A 19,348-nucleotide genomic window follows, 5' to 3' on the forward strand; every position below is an offset into this window, starting at 1 on the left:
AAACATGCTCGTCGCCCTTGGCATCACTCTTTTTTACATCATTTTTGTCTGGCTCATCTTCTTCAAGCTGGAACTTCTGAAATTCAACATCGCCTGGGGCATCGTCTCGTTCTGGGTGGGCGCGCATCTGCTGCTGATCTTTCTGGTGGCGCTGCGGTTCTTTCAGCCCTTCTCGGCAGACAGTCATGTGGTGCGTTCGACCATACAGATCGTGCCCAAACTGACGCAGCCAACGATATTGACCGAGGTACTGGTCGAGCCCAATACTCAGGTTACAAAAGGCGATCCGCTTTATCGCTTTGATGACACCGTGTTTTCACTGGCGGTGGACAATTCAAAGGCCCAACTGGTCGCGGCCGAGCAGAATGCCAAAATTCTGGAACAGGATGTGATCGCGTCGACCGAAGCAGTGGAACGGGCAAATGCGCAGCTGGCTTATGCGCAGACCCAACAAGCCCGTTATGAAAACCTCGTGCCCGCTGGTGGAGCACGGCAGGACGATTTGGATCGCTGGAACGAGCAGGTGACCGAAGATCTGGCCGCCGTCAAACAGGCTCAGGCAAATCTGGAAAAGGCACAACTGGCTGTGGAATCGCAGATAGACGGCGTGAACACGGGTATTCTTCAGGCTCAGGCCCAATTGGCCGAAGCCGAGTATTTTCTGGAAAACACAACAATCTATGCACCTGAAAACGGTATGATCGTTTCTCAACAGGCACGTCCCGGTCTGGTTGTCGGCGACGTTCGCCTGGGCGCAATTGCCAGTTTCGTAACCGAGGACAGCCCTTATATCCTCGCCACATTCCGTCAGCAGAACCTCAAATTTGTCGAACCTGGGCAAGAGGTTGAGGTGGCGCTGGATCTCTACCCCGGTGAAATCCTGAATGGAAAGGTCGAGGCAATCTGGTGGGCAACTCGACAAGGGCAATACCTTCCTTCGGGACGCCTACCCGGTTTTGAACTGCCCAAACTGCCCGGTCGAATTGCAGTGCAGATCACCGTAGATCTGCCAGAAGGCCACACATTCCCCGCAGGTGGCCACGCGGCAGTGGCGATCTACACGGGCATGGGCAAAAGCTTTGAGTTCCTGAGACGCATCAACATCCGTCTCTATTCCTTCGCCAACTTCATCCGGCCACTGGATATTTGAGGATGCGCACAATGACACTCCGCCAGCTGCTTGGCACCGCTCTTTGCGCCGCAACCCTCGCAGCCTGCGCGCCGGTGGGACCGGATTTCGTGCGTCCGAACTCTCCGGTCGTGAAGCAATGGATCGAGGTGAACAACCCCGGCACCGGCCAAAGCGGCCTGACATCGCGCAGCGCACCTGTGGTGAAATGGTGGGAGACGTTCAATGATCCGACCCTCAACAGGCTTATTGCAGAAGCTTATGCGCAAAACCTGACCCTTCAGGTTGCGGGTGCGCGCGTGTTACAGGCCCGGGCACAGTTGGGCATCGCATTTGGCGAGCTTTATCCGCAATCCCAGGCCATTGGCGGGTCGTTGCAGCGGCGACAAATCAGTGACAATCTTGGACCCATCGCCGATATCAATCGCATCATTCCGCTGGATACCGAATTCTCAACCTCACAAGTCGGGTTCGATGCCCAGTGGGAGCTGGATGTCTGGGGCGCGCAGCGACGCGGCGTTCAGGCCGCGCGGTCCAATCTGGCGCTTCAGGTGGCCAATTACGACGACGCACTGGTGACGCTGACCGGGGATGTGGCTGCTCTGTACGTCAATATCCGTGCGCTGCAGGAGTCGCTGGCAGTTGCGCGCGAAAACATCAAGTTGCAGCAAGCATCTGCTGATCTGACCCAATTACGTTTCAACAATGGTGTCACGACCGAGTTGGACGTGCAGGAATCCACCGCCCTGCTCAACAACACCAAAGCCTTGGTGCCAGACCTGGAAAGTGACCTGCAACAGACCAAGAATGCCTTGGCGGTGCTGCTGGGTGTCACGCCGTCTCGGATGACAAACCTGTTGGGGAATACCGGCCGCATCCCGTCTGCGCGGACAAATGTGGCTGTGGGTGTACCCGCTGAACTTCTGCGTCGACGCCCGGATGTGCGGGCTGCGGAATTGGCTGCTGCGACGCAATCGGCGCAGGTGGGCATTGCGATGGCGGATCTGTATCCGCAGTTTGTCCTGTCAGGCGCGATTGGTCTGCAGGCGTCAGGCGGACGTGATCTGTTCAGCGGCAACAGCGCAACCGGTCTGGCCAGTGCCGGCGTCGTCTGGAACGTGTTGAATTATGGCCGCATCAAGAACAATGTCCGCGCACAGGACGCCGCTTATCAGGCGCTGATCGCCAATTACCAGAACACCGTGCTGACGGCCTATTCCGAGGTGGAAAGCGCGATGGTCGCCTATGCGCAGGCACGCAAACAGGTTGGGTTCTATCAGCAAAGCGTCGACGCCTCGCGCAAGGCGGCTGAGATCGCGGTCAGCCAGTACACGGACGGTATTGCCAGCTATTCACGTATCCTGAACACGCAAACGGCCCTGCTGCGCTCGCAAGCCAATCTGATTGAAGCACGGCAGCAAGTTTCCAGTAATCTGGTTGCGGTTTACAAGGGGTTGGGCGGCGGCTGGCAGATCCGTCAAAACCAGGAATTTCTGCCCGAAACCGTATTGGCCGAAATGGCCTATCGCACCGACTGGGGCGATCTGCTGCAGAAAACCCCAACCGGTGCCAGTCTGAACTAAGCCCTACTTGGTCAGTCCGCGCAGCCCACCTGAGATCAGGATATTGACCTCATACAAAATGCGCGGCGCAGCCAGCCCGCCGGGGCTGGCCAGATAATTCGGGCTCCATTCCGGGTCGAACTTTTGCTTGAAGCTGCGCAAGCCTTCGAAATGGTAAAACTGTTCGCCATGCTCATAGACGAACCCTCCGATCCGGTTCCAGAGCGAGGCATGTTGCCGATTTTCTATACCCGAGAACGGCGCGGCCCCCAGCGAGAACCAGTGAAAGCCCTGCTCCGAGCCCCAAACCATCATCTCGGCAAACAGCGCGTCCATCACAAAGCTGGGGCTGTCTGGCTCATACCGCATCAGATCCAATGACAGCTCGGATTTGTCGCCGCCTTGGAACAGGTTGGCGAACGCCTTGATCTTACCTGTGTTTCCATCGCGCAATACTGCATGATCGAAATACGACAAGTACTGATCGTCAAAGCCCCCTAGTGCAAATCCCTTTTCAGCCCCGGCCTTTTGCTCCAGCCAATGATCTGAAATTTCGCGCAACTCGGGCAGAACGGGTGCCAGCTTTTCCTTCGGGATGATCTCGAACACATAGCCTTCGCGTTCGGCCCTGTTCTTGGCTTGCCGGAACCGTTTGCGCGACTTTCCATCCAGCGAGAAATCTTGCAGCGGCACCCGAGCAACCTCGCCTATTTTCAGGATCGACAGGCCAAGATCCAGAAAAGTCGGCAGGTATTTGGTCGAAACACTGTAGAACGCACACAGCTTTCCTTCACGGTCCGCCTTTTCCCGAAGCTGCCAGATCAATTGTCGGCCTGCCACCTCATCCCCCACCGGTTCCCCTTTTGAGATCACAGCGTTGCCGGTATCAGCATAGGCGATAAAGGCCGTTTCATCCGGCGAGATCAGAAATTGCTTGTCGCCGGTCAGGGATATCTGGGATTCGGTATCCTCACTTTCCATCACCAGCCGTTCGACCACCTCGGGGATTTCAGTGCGTTGCGGTGTTGGAATCTCGCGTCCAAACAGAGAGTTAACGGCCACCACACCGACGATCACCGCCACAACGAGGCTCGATCGCAAAAAGCGCGAGGCGTCGCCATTCCATGCAAACTCCCACCACAAAGCGTTTTGGTATTCGACGTGGGAATAAGCGAATAGCCCAATCCAGAAGATAACGGCCAGCAACACCACAACGCTGATCAGCCAAGGAATGTTCAGGCGAAAGATCGATGCGCCGCTGACCCGGTAAAACGCACCGCGGAACAGGGCCAAAACGCCTATCGTTCCCAACATCGACACCGCTTCGTGCGTGTCCAGGCCCTTGGCGAGCGAGGCAAAGAACCCCGCAACCATCAGCAGCATCGCCACCACCCATGCCCGGTAGAGCTTGCGGAACAAGCCGCGCGACACCAGCAACAGCAGAACACCAATGGCACTGCCCACAAGGTGCGAGGCTTCGACAAAGGACAGCGGCAGAACATCTTTCAAAACGCCAAGGTTCTGTGAACCCGCAGGCAGTGCCCCTGATACCAAAAGGATCACCCCGGCCACCGCCGCAACGCCCGCTGCAACAATGGGGACCATGGGACGGATGACCCTATACACCCAGGTTGCAGCACCGCCGATCCGGTGCCGTTGCGTCAGCGCCGATGCCACAGCAATCGACAGGCTGGCGACGGCAAATGGCAAAAAAGTATAAACCACCCGGTATAACAGCAATGCCGCTATGACATCCGACCGCCCCGACGCCCCAAGCCCCGCAATCAGCGTCGCTTCGAACACACCGATTCCGCCCGGTGCGTGGCTAAGGATACCTACGGCAATGGCGGCAACATAGATCGTGAAGAAATACGGATAGCCAACGCCCAGATCGTCGGGCATCAGGACATAAAGCACCATGGACGCGCCGAACAAATCACCGATCGCGGCCAGCGTCAGAAGGCTGGCCAGTTTCCCGCCCGGCAAATCAAAACCAACACCAGCCAATGAAAGCCGCCTGCCCCCGCTGGACAGCCAGACGAACAGGACGACCAACGCCCCCAGCAGAGAAAGCCCAATGGCGGTTTCCACTGTTGTGCTGACCGGCACCACCTTGGATATGCCGTCGGGATGCAGGGTCAACAGCAGGCCAAGGATCAAGATCAGACCCATCCAGAACGCGACCCATGAGGTCGCGATCACCCCGGCCACACGCCCCAGGTCCAGCCCAAGTGACGCATAGATCCGATATCGGATTGCGGTCCCGGTGATGTAGGAAAAGCCTAGACAATTTGATACGGCATAGCCACTGGCCCCCGCCATCCCGGCCACATGCAAAGGCACTTTGCCTTCAGCTACGCTCTGCACGGCGAACACATCGTAAAGTGACAGAGAAAAGAAACTGAACCCCGTCCAGCAGAGCGCAATGAACATCAATTTCCACGACGTCGCGGCAATATCAGTCTGCACTTCTGACCATTTCACATGCGCCGACAGATCGTGCAGAACCGTCAAGGCGATGCCGGTAATGACAATGGGTATCGCGATGCGCAGCCAAGGCTTTTCCAGCATCGCCGCAATCCGTTCCGCCCAGCGCACGGCCAGAGGTTCGTCAGTTTTCTGCGAAGTGGTCATGCTGCACGTCCCTGCCTGTTTGTGAAGCCAGTCAGTCTGCTGATTACCCTGACATCATCTACCCTGAAACTGTGGCACAAATTGTTTTCATCTCAAAGCACTAGAGCCGCCCCTTGCGCGTGGACAGCAGCAAATTCGTCTCGGACCGTGTGATGCCGTCAAAGCGGCGGATCTGGAACAGAACCTCATCCAGTTCGGCCAGGGTCTCGGTGCTGATCTCTGCGATTAGATCCCAGCTGCCGTTGGTCGAATGCACTGCCGTCACCTGCCGCAGGGCCGCTATCCGCGCCATGACACGCTCTGTCCCGCGCCCTTCAATCTCTAGCATCATCAGTCCACGCACAGGGCTTTGCGCCAGATCCCTGCGTGTCAGGATAGTGAAGCCGACGATCTCACCGGATTGTTTCAGGCGCTGCAACCTGCTGCGCACAGTTGTGCGCGTCACGCCCAGCGTTTCCGACAGCTCGGACAGGCTGGCGCGTGCATCGCGTTGCAACGCATTGAGCAATCGATTATCCAAATCGTCCATGCTTTCTTCCCATTAAGAACTATCAGGAACCATTTTGAGCAAATTGCAGTCTTCACGCAAGGCACTCTGACATCGTAAATGGACACATGGACATGAAAAAAATCATACTGATCGGCGCACCAATGGACGCCGGAAAGCGTCGTCAGGGATGCCGGATGGGCCCCGACGCCTATCGTGTGGCCGGGTTGAAAGAGGCTTTGGCCGATCTTGGCCATTCCGTGCAGGATCAGGGCGACGTGCGCCCCGAAGAGACCGGTCTGCTCGAACATCCGCATCTGTTTGCCCTGCCAGAGTGTGTCGGCTGGACTCAGGCCCTTAGTAAAGCGGCGCAGGCAGCCGCTGGTCAGGGCGTGCCCATTTTCATGGGCGGGGACCATGCGTTGTCCATGGGCACCGTCAACGGAATGGCCGCACATGCAGCAAGGATGGATCGACCGTTGTTCGTGCTGTGGTTGGACGCCCACAGCGACTTTCACACACCAGACAGCACGGGCAGCGGCAACCTGCATGGAACGCCTGTGGCCTATTTTACCGGAAGACCCGGTTTTGACGCTTTCCCGCCCTTGCCCGCTGTGGTCCCGACGGATCGCGTCGGCATGATCGGCTTGCGCTCAGTCGACCCTGCAGAGCGTATGGCGTTGGAACAGGACCGCGCCATGCTGGCCGACATGCGCAGCATCGACGAGCATGGGATCAAAGCCCCCCTGCTGGCCTTTTTGGACCGTGTGCGCGCCGAAAACGCGCTGCTTCATGTGTCGCTGGATGTTGATTTCCTCGACCCTGCCATCGCCCCGGCCGTCGGCACCACGGTCCCCGGTGGAGCGACCGAGCGCGAAGCCCATCTGGTAATGGAGCTTCTGCATGAAAGCGGGCTGGTCAGCTCACTGGATCTTGTTGAGTTGAACCCGTTTCTGGATGAAAGGGGCCGCACGGCCAAACTGATTGTCGATCTTGCTGCGTCGTTGATGGGCCGTCGCATATTCGACCGCCCCACCCGCAGTTTCTGATGCCGTGCTTATTGCCAGGCGAGTGAGGGAGACCCCTGTTGCTGCTGGGTGGTATCGCGCGAATGATCCCAAAGACGGGCAGCAACTTTAGACGGCTGAGAAGCGCTCTGGCCGTATTGCGCGAGGCATAGCCTCACGCCTTTGCTACCCTGCAAGAGACGGCAGGTAGAGTACAATTCCCGGGAACGCCACGAGCATTGCGATCGTCATGGCATCAGCGATGAAGAACGGCGTCACGCCCTTGAACACGTCCTGAACGCTCAGGTCCGGGCGCACCCCGGCCACGACAAAGCAGTTCAGCCCGATGGGTGGTGTTATCAGGCAGAACTCGGCCATTTTAACCACAAGGATACCGAACCAGATGGCGCACATCGGGCCGGACATACCAAACGCGCTGTCGGCTGCGCTGACGGTCTCACCTCCGTTCAGGGCCATGACCGCAGGGTAGACAACGGGCAAGGTCAACAGCAACATCCCAATTGCATCCATGAACATGCCCAGCACAGCATAAGCCAGAAGGATACAGATCAGGATCATCATCGGTGACATCTCAAGCCCGGTAATCCAGTCGGAAAACGCTCCGGGAAGATCTGCGAAGCCAAGAAACCGCACATAGATCAGAACACCCCAGATGATCGAGAAGATCATGGCGGTCAGCTTGGCGGTTTCCAAAAGCGCGGATTTGAATTCCTTCCAACGCATTCCATGAAACAGGGCGAAACAGAACACGATGAAGGCCCCGATTGCGCCACCTTCTGTAGGGGTGCCCCACGCCTTGTCTCCGAACGGGTTGTAGACAAAGCAAATGATGATCAGGATCACGGCCACAATCGGAATGGCACCGGGCAAGGCAGCAAAGCGCTCTTTCCAGGTAAAACCCGTGACAGGCGGTCCGACGGTTTTGAAGACCACGGCAATCCCGACAATCAGCAGGCCATAAACGATTGCAGAAAACGCACCCGGTATGAATCCGGCCAGCAACAGCTTGCCGACATCCTGCTCAACGATGATGGCGTAGATCACCAGAATGGCCGAAGGCGGGATGAGCGAAGCCAGCGTTCCACCCGCGGCAACGACACCCGCCGCAAAGCGTTTGTTATACCCCACCTTCAGCATCTCTGGGATCGCTATTCGGGCAAAAACGGCTGATGTGGCAACCGATGCCCCGGATACAGCGGCAAAACCTGCGGTGGCGAAAACTGTGGACACGGCAAGCCCACCCGGAACCCAGGCCACCCAGCGTTTGGCAGCTTCGAACAAAGCGAGCGTCAGGCCAGCGTAGTAGGCCAGATAACCAATCAGGATGAAGGTCGGGATCAGGCTAAGCGTATGAGCCGCAACCTTTGAATGTGGTACCTGCCCTGCAGTCTTGACCGCAATCGTCAAAGCTTTGCCAAACTGGTCCGGTTCAAATCCAAACTTGGCCCAGAAAATCCAGATGAGCCCAACCAAACCCGTCAGTCCCGCCGCAAAAGCCACGCGCATTCCGACGACGACCAAAACCAGAAGACCACCCGTGACCCAGAGGCCAATTTCAATCGTGCCCATGCTTCTAGTCCTGCCCTTCGAACTGCTCGGCCTCTGCCGCCGCTTGGGCCGCTGCATCCTGAAGAAGCGGCACCGCCACAGGGGTCTCAAGCCCTAACACAAACGCACGCCCATAGCCCCAAACCTGAATCATCAACCGTACACACAGCACCGAAAAGGCAACGGGCGCCAACAGCTTGGCAGGCCACAAGGGAATACTGATGTCGATGGAACTGTCCCTGCTCCAGAGCGGCGCGCCAAGATCGAAGGACCGATCGAAATGGGACCAACTTCCCCACACCAGTGCCACCATCAGAACGAGGATCAGAATGACCGAGATCAGCTCGAACAGCCACAAGGCCCGACCGTGAAGCCGTGAGATGACGATGTCCATGCGAATATGCCCACCGTCGCGCTGCACAAAAGAGATACCCAGAAATGCAATCAGCGGCATCGCCTGTTCGATCCAGTCGACGTAACCGGGCAACGGCGCGTTCAGCGCGTTTCGCCCGCTGACGGAAACCACGGCCAAAACCATCAGTCCAAAAACCGCGAAACCGCTGATCAATGCAAGAAAGCGTTCAAGCTTTAACAACTGCCGGTCCAGCTGGCTCAGACGGCTTCCGTCTTCCAGCACCGTGGCTTGTCCTGCCATTCCGGTGGTTCCTTGTTCTTGAAAGTGAACCGGGCACCCGACAGGGCACCCGGTCAAAAGGATCAGTTACCGCCGCGCTGCTGCTTCAGCGTGGTTTGAACCAGATCATACAGGTCTTGCGCAGGCAGTCCCTGCTCTGACATATCCGCAATCCATTTCTCGCGGATTGGATCTGCAGCTGTGGTGCGGAACTCCTCGATCACGGCATCGTCGATCATGACCTTCTGCACGCCCTTTTCCTCAAGGACGCTGTCCCACTGTTCGAGCAGGCCGCCGTAGTTTGCCAGATAGTGATCAATCGCCTCGTCAATCGAGCTGTTCAACGCTTCGCGATGCTCGGCAGGTAGTGCTTCATAGGCGTCGATATTCACAACCACAGGACAGTTCACTGTGCCGGGGTTCAGGTTGGCCGTCCACCAATCGGCCTCATTGATCGTGCCAAAGGACAGGTGCGCATGCTGGGCAAAGGCAACGGTATCCACAACACCAGATTCCATTGCATTAAAGGCTTCGGTCGCAGGCACCGAAGTCGGTACACCACCCACAGCCTCAAAGGCTTGGCCCAAACCGCCGGTTGCACGAACGCGCATTCCATCAAATTCCGCCAACTGGTCACGGGGTTCGCCTGTGCCCACGATATTATACTGTGGCATGGGCGAGGTCATGATGATCCGGGCATTCCACTGCGCCATCTCATCCTTGACGGCTGGGTGGTCATACACCGCGTGACTGACGGCAACCTCTTCCTCAAGGTTGTTCACACCCAGGAACGGCAATTCCAGCACAGTGATCGCCCGGTTTTTGTCGCGGTGATAGCCAGCGCAGAACTGAGCCATCTCGAACGCCCCGATTTCGATACCATCCAGGTTTTCGCGTGGCTTGGACAAGCCTCCATAGCTGACATTGATGGTGAAATCTCCTCCGGTCTTTTCACTGACCAGTTCAGCGAGCTTTTCGACATGTTCGGTGAATGCGCGGCGTTTGCCCCAAACGGATGCATTCCATTCGGTCGCAGCAGCCTCACTTACAAACGCAAAGCTCAAGGCGGCAACAGCGGCACCGCTCAACATCTTATTCATGATTTTGTCTCCCTTTGGTGCGCCTCTTTCCGAAACGCTTGAAAAAGAAGCTAGCGCCAACATTCTGATGTGCCAACCCTCAGGATCGCGCATGTGAACCCATCTGACACCAAGAAGAAGATATGGCCGGAGAGGACGCCGCTGCATCGGCGCGAAACAACGACCAGCAGGCGTTACAATTAAATATTTGTTTCCGAAGGTTTTTTACAAAATTTTGCCGTGAAATTTACAAAAATTGAGACTGGATTAAAATTTATTTACAAACAAACCCAAAGATTACGGCAATTTATTTATTTATTTTCTGAACCCGGTAATACTCTGATCGGGGAGGAACAGGATCGACTTTGCCAAACAATCAGGCAAAAACGACCTAACGTAATCCAGTCCAGAGGGAGGAGCCTCAAAGATGACCACCGCTGCCCAGGCAGATGCCAAGACATATCCGCCATCCGCAGAAACCGTCGCCCGTGCGCATGTCGATGCTGCAAAATATGCCGACATGTATGCCGCCTCAACCTCTGACCCGGACGCGTTCTGGGGCGAGCAAGGCAAGCGCGTCGACTGGATCAAACCGTTCTCGAAGGTAAAGGACGTCAATTACGACTTCGGCTCGGTCAAGATCAATTGGTATGCCGATGGCACGTTGAATGTCTCGGCCAACTGTCTGGATCGTCACCTGAAAACCCGTGGCGACCAAACTGCGATCATCTGGGAACCCGATGATCCAAACGACCCGGCCCAACATATCTCTTACGCCGAACTGCACCGCCGCACTTGCCGGATGGCCAATATCCTGGAAACGCTGGGTGTGCGGAAGGGCGACCGCGTTGTCATCTATCTGCCAATGATCCCCGAAGCCGCCTATGCCATGCTGGCCTGCGCGCGGATCGGCGCAATTCATTCCATCGTTTTCGCAGGCTTCTCGCCCGACGCTCTGGCGGCGCGTGTCAACGGTTGCGACGCCAAGGTGGTGATCACGGCAGACGAAGCGCCTCGTGGCGGTCGCAAAACTCCGCTGAAATCCAACGCCGATGCCGCCCTGCTTCACTGCAAAGACTCGGTGAAATGCCTGGTCGTCAAGCGCACCGGTGGTCAGACCACATGGATCGACGGTCGCGATTACGACTATAATGAAATGGCGCTTGAGGCGGATGACTACTGCGCGCCCGCCGAGATGAACGCGGAAGATCCCCTGTTCATTCTTTATACCTCTGGCTCGACTGGTCAGCCGAAAGGCGTTGTACATACCACTGGCGGTTATCTGGTCTATGCCGCACTGACGCATGAGATCGTTTTCGATTATCACGAAGGCGACGTGTATTGGTGCACGGCGGATGTGGGCTGGGTCACGGGCCACAGCTATATTGTCTATGGCCCTCTGGCCAATGGCGCGACGACCCTGATGTTCGAGGGCGTACCGACCTACCCCGATGCAAGCCGTTTCTGGCAGGTGTGCGAAAAGCACAAGGTGAACCAATTCTATACCGCCCCAACCGCTTTGCGCGCCCTGATGGGGCAAGGCAACGAGTGGGTTGAGAAATGCGATCTGAGCGATCTCAAGGTGCTGGGCACCGTGGGTGAGCCGATCAACCCCGAGGCCTGGAACTGGTACAACGAAGTTGTCGGTGGCGGACGCTGTCCTATTGTTGATACCTGGTGGCAGACGGAAACCGGCGGTCACCTGATGACGCCCCTGCCTGGTGCCCATGCGATGAAACCCGGATCGGCCATGAAGCCATTCTTCGGCATTGAACCAGTGGTTCTGGACCCGCAGTCCGGTGTAGAAATCGAAGGCAACGGCGTCGAAGGCGTTCTTTGCATCAAGGACAGTTGGCCCGGTCAGATGCGCACCGTTTGGGGTGATCATGAGCGGTTCGAGAAAACCTATTTCTCGGATTACAAAGGCTACTACTTCACAGGTGACGGCTGCCGTCGCGATGAAGGTGGCGATTATTGGATTACGGGTCGCGTCGATGACGTGATCAATGTGTCCGGCCACCGTATGGGTACGGCCGAGGTGGAAAGCGCTCTGGTGGCTCATGCCGCTGTCGCTGAGGCCGCCGTTGTGGGCTATCCTCATGAGATCAAAGGGCAAGGCATCTACTGCTATGTCACTTTGATGAATGATCGTGAGCCTTCGGACGAGCTGCTGAAAGAGCTGCGCACATGGGTCCGGACAGAAATCGGCCCGATTGCCTCGCCGGATGTAATCCAGTGGGCCCCTGGCCTGCCCAAGACACGCTCGGGCAAGATCATGCGCCGGATCCTGCGCAAGATTGCCGAGAATGACTTTGGCAGCTTGGGTGACACTTCGACACTGGCAGATCCGTCGGTTGTCGAAGATCTGATCAAGAACCGTGCGAGCAAGTGAGGATGTGATGGACGCTGCCACAATCACCACACCCGCCGTTCTCATCCTTCTCGGCCCTCCGGGCGCCGGGAAGGGTACACAGGCCCGTATGCTGGAAGAGAAGTTCGGGCTGATTCAGCTGAGCACCGGCGACCTGCTGCGCGAGGCTGTCGCGGCAGGGACAGAAGCAGGTCTTGCCGCCAAAGCCGTCATGGAAGCGGGCGACCTGGTTAGTGACGACATCGTCATCGCCATTCTGCGTGACCGCATGGCTCAGCCTGACTGTGCCAAAGGTGTCATTCTTGATGGCTTTCCCCGCACAACGGTCCAGGCCGAGGCGCTGGACGATCTTCTGGAGTCGAACAATCAGAAGATCAACGCCGCGATTAGCCTTGAAGTTGAAGACGCCGAAATGGTTGTCCGCATCTCGGGCCGCTACACCTGCGCCGGGTGTGGTGAAGGGTATCACGATACGTTCAAAAAGCCCGCCGAAGATGGCAAATGCGACAAGTGTGGCCACACCGAATTCAAGCGCCGCGCGGATGACAATGCCGAAACCGTAGCATCGCGGCTGGCGGCCTATCACGCGCAGACCGCGCCGCTGATCACCTATTACGAAGGCCATGGCGTGCTGCAGCGCACCAACGCCATGGGCAAGATTGAAGACATCGCGCGCGATCTGGAGGAAATCGTCGGTCGCGCGATGAAGTAAGGGGAGGATATAAGCCGTAAGGCTTTGATCCAAAAAAGAATTCTTCAATGAACCGCCGTGGCGGAACAGCGAAGTATTGCCGGGCGTCACGGGGCGTTTGGTACATTCGAGAAGCGGTCCGCGTCACTGGAGGAATTGGGCACGGGCCGCCCAACGAGGAAGCGAAGGAGGAACCCGCAATGGCGGATCATTCAACAAACTCCGCGCAGACTGCCGAGTCCGATAAGGGCTATTGGCAGGCCAACCTGCGCCTTATCTACATCAGCCTCGTCATCTGGGCGCTGGTGTCGTTTGGATTCGGCATTCTGCTGCGTCCGTTGCTGTCGGGTATCGCCGTCGGCGGAACCGATCTGGGCTTTTGGTTCGCACAACAGGGATCGATCCTGGTCTTTTTGGTGCTGATCTTCAACTACGCCTGGCGCATGAACAAGCTGGACGCCGAATTCGGCGTAGACGAAGAATAAGGGAGAGCGGGGATTATGGATCAGTTTACCATCAACCTGCTGTTTGTTGGCGCGTCTTTCGCGTTATACATCGGCATCGCGATCTGGGCCCGAGCGGGTTCCACATCTGAATTCTACGCCGCCGGTCGCGGCATTCACCCGGTCACCAACGGCATGGCAACAGCGGCGGACTGGATGTCTGCGGCCTCGTTCATCTCGATGGCGGGCCTCATCGCCTTTACTGGCTATGACAACTCGACCTTCCTGATGGGTTGGACCGGTGGCTACGTGCTGCTGGCGCTGCTGCTTGCGCCCTACCTGCGCAAGTTCGGTAAATACACCGTGTCGGAATTCATCGGTGACCGCTTCTACAGCCAGACCGCACGTATCGTTGCGGTGATCTGTCTGATTGTTGCCTCGGTAACCTACGTGATCGGTCAGATGACCGGTGTGGGCGTGGCCTTTGGCCGCTTCCTCGAGGTTTCGAACACATCCGGTCTGCTGATCGGTGCGGGCGTCGTGTTTGCCTACGCGGTGTTTGGCGGAATGAAGGGCGTGACCTATACTCAGGTCGCTCAGTACTGCGTGCTGATCACCGCCTATACCATCCCGGCGATCTTCATCTCGCTGCAGCTGACCGGCACTCCCGTTCCGGCGCTGGGTCTGTTTGGTGACACCGCCAGCGGTGAGCCCCTGCTGACCAAGCTGGACGCGATCGTGACCGAGCTGGGCTTCAACGAATACACAGCCCACCACTCGAACACGCTGAACATGGTGCTGTTCACCCTGTCGCTGATGATCGGTACTGCGGGCCTGCCCCACGTGATCATGCGCTTCTTCACCGTTCCCAAAGTATCTGACGCACGTTGGTCGGCTGGTTGGGCACTGGTCTTCATCGCGCTGCTGTATCTGACCGCTCCTGCGGTTGGTGCCATGGCGCGCCTGAACATCAGTGACATGATGTGGCCCAACGGTGGCATCGAAGGTGGCGCTGTTTCGGTCGAAGAGATCGACAACGATCCGCGTTACGACTGGATGGCCACGTGGCAGAAAACCGGCCTGCTGGACTGGGAAGACAAGAACGGCGACGGCAAGATCCAGTACTACAACGATAAGTCCGAAGCCATGACTGCTATCGCGGAAGAAAAAGGCTGGGTCGGTAACGAGTTGACCAAATTCAACCGTGACATCCTGGTTCTGGCCAACCCCGAGATTGCCAACCTTCCGGGTTGGGTGATCGGTCTGGTCGCTGCTGGTGGTCTTGCGGCTGCTCTGTCAACCGCTGCGGGCCTGTTGCTGGCGATCTCGTCGGCAGTGTCCCACGACCTTGTTAAAGGTGCGATCAACCCGCAAATCTCTGAAAAGGGTGAACTGCTGGCCGCTCGTATCGCAATGGCCGTTGCCATCGTTGTTGCAACCTACCTGGGTCTGAACCCACCGGGCTTTGCGGCGCAAACCGTGGCACTTGCCTTTGGTCTGGCGGCAGCCTCGATCTTCCCGGCGCTGATGATGGGGATCTTCTCGACCCGCATCAACAACACCGGTGCGGTTGCTGGTATGCTGGCTGGTCTGACGGTCACTCTGGTCTACATCTTCCTGCACAAGGGCTGGCTGTTCATTCCGGGCACCAACTCGTTCACCGATGCTGACCCACTGCTGGGTCCGATCAAGTCGACCTCGTTCGGCGCAATCGGTGCGATGATCAACTTTGGTGTGGCCTACGTTGTCGCGGGCATGACCAAAGAGACCCCGCAGGAGATCAAGGATCTGGTCGAAAGCGTACGCATTCCCCGTGGTGCGGGCGCAGCTCAGAATAAGTGAGCTTGATGCGGTCGTTGGTTCTTGCCTTCGACCGCGTCTTTCGATCCACTGTTCCCGCCCGGCACACCACTGGGCGGGATTTTTTCACCAGAACACCGGAGACAACACATGCCCCTGTCCCATGATGAAATTGCCCGGTTTCTGAAATCCGTTCACCCTTATGACGCGTTGCCTTCCGACGCCCTCGATCAGATTGTCAAACAGATCGAAGTCTGGGAGGTCGAGGAAGATGCCTCGGTCTATGAGCTGGGCCATAAGTTGCCCGGGGTGTTCGTAATCTATGAAGGACAGGTTGAGATTACTGATGAGAACGGTGCCATCGTCTCTCATCTGGGTCTGCGCAATTCCTTTGGCGAGAGGGGCCTGCTGAAAGACGGCAAGGCCGCCACAAAGGCCCGTGCGCACACACCTTCGGTCCTGATGGTTCTGCCGCCGGATCTGGTGCGGAGTTTGATCGATGACCACGATGTGGTGGCAAAGTTCTTTGACCGCACACGTGGCGACCGCAGCGGCCCGCAAAGCCTGGCTACCAGCTCGATCGACGTACTGATGGCGCATAATCCGGCCACCTGCCCCGCTGACACGTCGGTTCAGGACGCCGCAAGGATCATGCGTGACAAACATATCTCGTCGCTCTGCATCACCGACGAAGATCGCTTGCAGGGCATTGCGACCCTGCGGGATATCTCGGGCAAATACGTTGCAGACGGCTTGCCCGCCACCACGCCGATCTCTGAGATCATGACCGCAAATCCTGTGACCCTGTCACCCAGCGACATCGGGTCGGATGTGCTGCATATCATGATGGAGCGTGGCATAGGCCATATCCCAATCTCCGAAGGCGGTCGTTTGGTCGGGATCGTCACCCAGACCGATCTGACCCATTATCAGGCCGTGAACTCGGCCGAGCTGGTGCGTCGTATTGCGCTTGCCAACACAGCCGAAGAGATGGCGCGCGTCACCGAAGAGATCCCGCAGCTTCTTGTGCAGCTGGTTGCAGGCGGAAACCGGCATGAAATTGTTACCCGTCTGATCACCGATATCGCGGATACGGTCACACGCCGCCTTCTTGCCCTGGCTGAAGCTGAACTGGGCTCGCCCCCGGTTCCGTATCTGTGGTTGGCGTGCGGCTCGCAAGGGCGGCAGGAACAAACGGGCGTATCGGATCAGGACAATTGCCTGATGCTGGATGACAGCGTGACTGACGCAGACACGGCCTATTTCACCAAGTTGGCCAAATTCGTCTCGGATGGGCTCGACATTTGCGGATATTTCTACTGCCCCGGCGACATGATGGCGACCAATCCGCGCTGGTGTCAGCCGGTGCGCGTCTGGCGCGACTATTTCAAGGGCTGGATCGCCAAGCCAAACCCCGAGGCGCAGATGCTGGCTTCTGTCATGTTCGACTTGCGCCCCATCGGTGGCGCGTTTGAGTTGTTTGCCGACCTGCAAGCCGACACTCTGGCGGCGGCTAGAGCAAATTCGATCTTCGTGGCGCACATGATTTCCAACTCGTTGAAACACACGCCCCCGCTGGGGCTGCTGCGCGGGTTCGCCACGATCCGCTCGGGTGAACATCGCAACACGCTGGACCTGAAACACAACGGTGTTGTGCCTGTTGTCGATCTGGCGCGCATCTACGCATTGCAGGGCGAATTGACCGAGGCCAACACCCGCGCCCGCCTGAAAGCAGCCGAGGCCAGCGGTGTCCTCAGCCCGTCCGGCGCCCGGGATCTGCTGGACGCTTACGACCTGATCGCCGAAACCCGGCTGGAACATCAGGTTCGGCTGGTCAAATCCGGCGAAAAACCAGACAACTACCTGCCGCCGTCCGAACTCTCGGACTTTGAGCGAAGTCATCTGCGCGATGCGTTTGTTGTGGTAAAAACGATGCAGTCGGCGGTTGGCCACGGCAAGGGTATGCTGGGCTAAATGCCCCCAAGAACGGAGAGACCACATGTTTCTGGAATTGATCGGCACTATCTTTGCGGGCTTTGCGTTTGCGGGCGTCGTGCTTGTGCTGAACAAGCTGACCGGTGGGCGCCTGCCAAAATGGACCACTCCGGTTGCGGCAGGTCTGGGCATGATCGGCATGACCATCGCCAGCGAGTACTCTTGGTATGACCGCACAGTAGGTACTCTTCCGGAAAGTATGGAAATTGTTCAAGAAGTTAAAAACAAGTCCTACTACCGACCCTGGACATATGCTGTGCCCTTTGTCGACCGTTTCTCGGCCATCGACACACAATCGGTCAGAACCAATGATCAGGTTCCCGATCAACGGCTGGTCGATCTGTATCTGTTTGGGCGTTGGGCACCTGTCACGCATTTGCCGGTGGCCGTCAACTGTGCGGAAAACAGTCGCGCCAACCTTGTAGACGGAGCCGAATTTGCCGACGACGGTCGCCTGATCAACGCAAGCTGGTACCGCGCTGAGGGCAAAGACTCCATCATCGAGACCACCTGCGGGGTCTGATCATGCTCACTGGATTAAGTCTGAGACTCAGGATTTTTCTGTTCTTCTGCCTGCTGGCATTGGGGGGAGTTGCGATCAGCGCAATCGCCCTTTGGATCACCTATGCCCGCGCGGAGAACCCCGAACTTCTGGACGCTTTCATTTTTGCCGAAATCCTGATCGGGTTTGGCTTGCTAGCCCTGATCGCGGGTGTCTGGCTTCTGTTTGACGACAATGTTGCAAAACCGATCGAGCGCCTCTCGGCCCAATTGCGCGCGCGTGCGCATGCCGGGGTCAGCACGGATCTGGACATGCAAGCCGCGCGCTATCTGGGGGATCTCGCCCCGGCCGCGGCTGGGCTGGCGGAACAAGTGGCTTCAAACGCGATGCGAACTGCCGAGGCCGTAGCTACGGAAACCGCTCATCTCGCGGCCGAAAAACAGCGTCTCACCGCGCTGTTGACGGAAATCCCGGTCGCCATGCTGCTGGCCAGCCCCAAGCATCAGATCGTGCTGTACGACGGGCAAGCAGCCGAGGTTTTGGCCCAGATCGCGCACCCCCGCCTGAATGCCTCGCTTTTTGAGTATATAGAGGCAACCGGCCTGACCGACGCCTACGCAAAACTGAGTAAAACCGGCAAGGACGTCTATTGCACCCTGTCCAGTATCGACGGCAAGCAGACCTATTCCGCCCGAATGAAACCGCTGGGGGGGGCGCCAGGATACATGCTGGTCTTTGATGACAGCGCTGCGCAGATTTCCCCTGATGAGGCACGCCCGCTGGTTTACGATTTTGAGTTGCTCGACACGCCGGGCGATGACGCGTTCGAGAACCGCACCCTGTCTGATCTGTGTTTCGTGGTCTTCGATACCGAAACAACCGGGCTGCTGCCGCACAAGGATGAAATCGTTCAGATCGGCGCGGTGCGCGTCCTCAACGGCAGGATCGTACAGGGCGAACATCTGGACATGCTGGTGGATCCGGGCATTCCAATTCCCCCAGCCTCAACCAGGGTGCACAAGGTCAGCGACCATATGGTTCAGGGCGCGCCGGATATCACCCAGGCCGGGCGCGTGTTTCACCAATTTGCACGCGATGCGGTGATGGTGGCGCATAACGCGCCCTTCGACATGGCGTTCCTGCGCCGTCACGGGCCGAGGATGGAGGTCGAATGGGACCATCCGATCCTGGACACGGTTCTTCTGTCTGCCGTCCTGTTCGGGGCCAGCGACACGCATACGCTGGACGCCCTTTGCGAAAGGTTGGACATCACCATCCCCGAGGCGCTGCGCCACACTGCACTTGGCGATGCTGTTGCCACGGCTGAAGCGTTGGTCAAAATGCTGCCGATCCTGCAGGCGCGTGGCTTTACCACATTTGGTGAGGTCATAATGGAAACCCGAAAACACGGACGTTTGCTGGAAGACCTGAACTGACGGTTTAAA

15 protein-coding genes are annotated in these 19,348 nt (G+C 57.6%); 10 read left to right on the forward strand and 5 right to left on the reverse strand.

Annotated features, from left to right (window positions below; genetic code table 11):
- Positions 1-4 precede the first annotated feature (4 nt).
- Both ALB80_RS08390 and ALB80_RS08395 read left to right on the forward strand, forming a co-directional pair.
- A complete protein-coding gene (locus ALB80_RS08390) occupies positions 5-1,150 on the forward strand; it encodes an HlyD family secretion protein (protein ID WP_050603589.1) in 1,146 nt (381 codons plus the stop codon).
- Positions 1,151-1,161: 11 nt separating this feature from the next.
- Complete coding sequence (locus ALB80_RS08395; RefSeq protein WP_253276837.1) at positions 1,162-2,712, forward strand: efflux transporter outer membrane subunit; 1,551 nt, start codon at positions 1,162-1,164, stop codon at positions 2,710-2,712.
- A gap of 3 nt (positions 2,713-2,715) precedes the next feature.
- On the opposite strand, the gene mprF is transcribed toward ALB80_RS08395, so the two are convergent.
- Positions 2,716-5,325, reverse strand: coding sequence for a bifunctional lysylphosphatidylglycerol flippase/synthetase MprF (gene mprF / locus ALB80_RS08400; protein WP_050603591.1), 2,610 nt, complete (start codon positions 5,323-5,325; stop codon positions 2,716-2,718).
- Positions 5,326-5,425: 100 nt separating this feature from the next.
- Positions 5,426-5,854, reverse strand: coding sequence for an Lrp/AsnC family transcriptional regulator (locus ALB80_RS08405; protein ID WP_050603592.1), 429 nt, complete (start codon positions 5,852-5,854; stop codon positions 5,426-5,428).
- An 86-nt stretch (positions 5,855-5,940) separates the two neighbouring features.
- Here ALB80_RS08405 and rocF point away from each other — a divergent pair, with 86 nt between their 5' ends.
- A complete protein-coding gene (gene rocF / locus ALB80_RS08410) occupies positions 5,941-6,861 on the forward strand; it encodes an arginase (RefSeq protein WP_050603593.1) in 921 nt (306 codons plus the stop codon).
- Positions 6,862-7,005: 144 nt separating this feature from the next.
- Here rocF and ALB80_RS08415 read toward each other — a convergent pair whose 3' ends face one another.
- The 3 genes from ALB80_RS08415 to dctP all read right to left on the reverse strand — a co-directional run bounded on the left by ALB80_RS08415 (position 7,006) and on the right by dctP (position 10,122).
- The gene (locus ALB80_RS08415; RefSeq protein ID WP_050603594.1) at positions 7,006-8,409 is read right to left on the reverse strand and encodes a TRAP transporter large permease; all 1,404 of its coding nucleotides are present in this window, start codon (positions 8,407-8,409) and stop codon (positions 7,006-7,008) included.
- A gap of 4 nt (positions 8,410-8,413) precedes the next feature.
- Complete coding sequence (locus ALB80_RS08420) at positions 8,414-9,043, reverse strand: TRAP transporter small permease (RefSeq protein WP_050603595.1); 630 nt, start codon at positions 9,041-9,043, stop codon at positions 8,414-8,416.
- A gap of 62 nt (positions 9,044-9,105) precedes the next feature.
- On the reverse strand, positions 9,106-10,122 hold the full coding sequence (dctP, locus tag ALB80_RS08425; protein ID WP_050603680.1) for a TRAP transporter substrate-binding protein DctP: 1,017 nt from the start codon (positions 10,120-10,122) through the stop codon (positions 9,106-9,108).
- A 406-nt stretch (positions 10,123-10,528) separates the two neighbouring features.
- Here dctP and acs point away from each other — a divergent pair, with 406 nt between their 5' ends.
- From acs to ALB80_RS08460, 7 genes are all read left to right on the forward strand, one after another.
- A complete protein-coding gene (gene acs, locus ALB80_RS08430; protein ID WP_050603596.1) occupies positions 10,529-12,493 on the forward strand; it encodes an acetate--CoA ligase in 1,965 nt (654 codons plus the stop codon).
- Positions 12,494-12,500: 7 nt separating this feature from the next.
- Positions 12,501-13,184, forward strand: a complete 684-nt coding sequence (locus ALB80_RS08435; RefSeq protein ID WP_050603597.1) for an adenylate kinase — start codon at positions 12,501-12,503, stop codon at positions 13,182-13,184.
- Between the two features lie 179 nt (positions 13,185-13,363).
- Positions 13,364-13,648: a DUF4212 domain-containing protein gene (locus ALB80_RS08440; protein WP_050603598.1), complete on the forward strand. Its 285-nt coding sequence runs from the start codon at positions 13,364-13,366 to the stop codon at positions 13,646-13,648.
- A gap of 15 nt (positions 13,649-13,663) precedes the next feature.
- Positions 13,664-15,448 (forward strand): sodium:solute symporter family protein, encoded by a 1,785-nt coding sequence (locus ALB80_RS08445; protein ID WP_050603599.1) that lies wholly within the window; start codon positions 13,664-13,666, stop codon positions 15,446-15,448.
- Between the two features lie 108 nt (positions 15,449-15,556).
- Positions 15,557-17,380: a putative nucleotidyltransferase substrate binding domain-containing protein gene (locus tag ALB80_RS08450; protein WP_050603600.1), complete on the forward strand. Its 1,824-nt coding sequence runs from the start codon at positions 15,557-15,559 to the stop codon at positions 17,378-17,380.
- A gap of 25 nt (positions 17,381-17,405) precedes the next feature.
- A complete protein-coding gene (locus tag ALB80_RS08455; protein WP_050603601.1) occupies positions 17,406-17,924 on the forward strand; it encodes a hypothetical protein in 519 nt (172 codons plus the stop codon).
- Positions 17,925-17,926: 2 nt separating this feature from the next.
- A complete protein-coding gene (locus ALB80_RS08460; protein ID WP_050603602.1) occupies positions 17,927-19,339 on the forward strand; it encodes an exonuclease domain-containing protein in 1,413 nt (470 codons plus the stop codon).
- Positions 19,340-19,348 lie beyond the last annotated feature (9 nt).

The sequence above is a fragment of the Ruegeria sp. 6PALISEP08 genome (genome assembly GCF_001238295.1).
Taxonomy (GTDB): Bacteria; Pseudomonadota; Alphaproteobacteria; order Rhodobacterales; family Rhodobacteraceae; genus Ruegeria.

What these genes read in the sequence shown, in the direction of transcription:
- ALB80_RS08390 (WP_050603589.1), top strand. Translation starts at nt 5, where the DNA reads ATGCTCGTCGCCCTTGGCATCACTCTTTTTTACATCATTTTTGTCTGG.
- ALB80_RS08395 (WP_253276837.1), top strand. Translation starts at nt 1,162, where the DNA reads ATGACACTCCGCCAGCTGCTTGGCACCGCTCTTTGCGCCGCAACCCTC.
- mprF (WP_050603591.1), bottom strand. Translation starts at nt 5,325, where the DNA reads ATGACCACTTCGCAGAAAACTGACGAACCTCTGGCCGTGCGCTGGGCG.
- ALB80_RS08405 (WP_050603592.1), bottom strand. Translation starts at nt 5,854, where the DNA reads ATGGACGATTTGGATAATCGATTGCTCAATGCGTTGCAACGCGATGCA.
- rocF (WP_050603593.1), top strand. Translation starts at nt 5,941, where the DNA reads ATGGACATGAAAAAAATCATACTGATCGGCGCACCAATGGACGCCGGA.
- ALB80_RS08415 (WP_050603594.1), bottom strand. Translation starts at nt 8,409, where the DNA reads ATGGGCACGATTGAAATTGGCCTCTGGGTCACGGGTGGTCTTCTGGTT.
- ALB80_RS08420 (WP_050603595.1), bottom strand. Translation starts at nt 9,043, where the DNA reads ATGGCAGGACAAGCCACGGTGCTGGAAGACGGAAGCCGTCTGAGCCAG.
- dctP (WP_050603680.1), bottom strand. Translation starts at nt 10,122, where the DNA reads ATGAATAAGATGTTGAGCGGTGCCGCTGTTGCCGCCTTGAGCTTTGCG.
- acs (WP_050603596.1), top strand. Translation starts at nt 10,529, where the DNA reads ATGACCACCGCTGCCCAGGCAGATGCCAAGACATATCCGCCATCCGCA.
- ALB80_RS08435 (WP_050603597.1), top strand. Translation starts at nt 12,501, where the DNA reads ATGGACGCTGCCACAATCACCACACCCGCCGTTCTCATCCTTCTCGGC.
- ALB80_RS08440 (WP_050603598.1), top strand. Translation starts at nt 13,364, where the DNA reads ATGGCGGATCATTCAACAAACTCCGCGCAGACTGCCGAGTCCGATAAG.
- ALB80_RS08445 (WP_050603599.1), top strand. Translation starts at nt 13,664, where the DNA reads ATGGATCAGTTTACCATCAACCTGCTGTTTGTTGGCGCGTCTTTCGCG.
- ALB80_RS08450 (WP_050603600.1), top strand. Translation starts at nt 15,557, where the DNA reads ATGCCCCTGTCCCATGATGAAATTGCCCGGTTTCTGAAATCCGTTCAC.
- ALB80_RS08455 (WP_050603601.1), top strand. Translation starts at nt 17,406, where the DNA reads ATGTTTCTGGAATTGATCGGCACTATCTTTGCGGGCTTTGCGTTTGCG.
- ALB80_RS08460 (WP_050603602.1), top strand. Translation starts at nt 17,927, where the DNA reads ATGCTCACTGGATTAAGTCTGAGACTCAGGATTTTTCTGTTCTTCTGC.